At 39.9% G+C, this 506-nt stretch carries 1 protein-coding gene; it reads left to right on the top strand.

Annotated features, from left to right (window positions below):
• Nucleotides 1-21: 21 nt before the first annotated feature.
• Nucleotides 22-506, top strand: a 485-nt coding sequence (locus tag ACQV2G_RS09185) for a transposase (protein ID WP_428876658.1), incomplete at its 3' end; no start/stop codon positions are given.

Below are 506 nucleotides of genomic sequence, written 5' to 3'. Positions count from 1 at the left end.
GCCCTGACTAATGAGTTTCCGATGGCCCTTCATCCATCTTGTTGGACACACTTACTGAGACATGTCTCCATGAAAGTCCGTTTGAAGAACCGTCAAGAAGTGTTAGCGTCACTAAAAAAAGTTCCTAAAGCCAGTAGTATCGTAGAAGCCACTCGACTACTCAATGAATTCATCCAGACCTGGGGAGCGACTTATCCAAAGTTGGCTGAACAATTGAGACTAAAAAAGAATCTTTTCTCATTTATGCATTTTCCCAAGGAGATATGGGCATCCCTTTATACCAACAAACTATCAGAGGCCTTCAATAAACAATTGAAGAAAAGAACGAAAGTTAAGGAACAGTTTCCCCATGAAGCCTCTCTGGAAAAAGCAGTCTATTGTTATATTACCGAGTATAACGCAAAGTTTGGACATCGGAAACATAAAGACTTTGGTAAAGCAACCTTTGAACTTCAATCTCTTTTGGATCAAAAACGACCAGTTAACGAGACGAAATTAAGAGAAGG

The organism is Facklamia sp. P12955, from assembly GCF_050409565.1.
Taxonomy (GTDB): domain Bacteria; phylum Bacillota; class Bacilli; order Lactobacillales; family Aerococcaceae; genus Facklamia.
The sequence above is the reverse complement of the archived record's forward strand: the minus strand, read 5'-3'. Positions and strand labels throughout refer to the sequence as shown.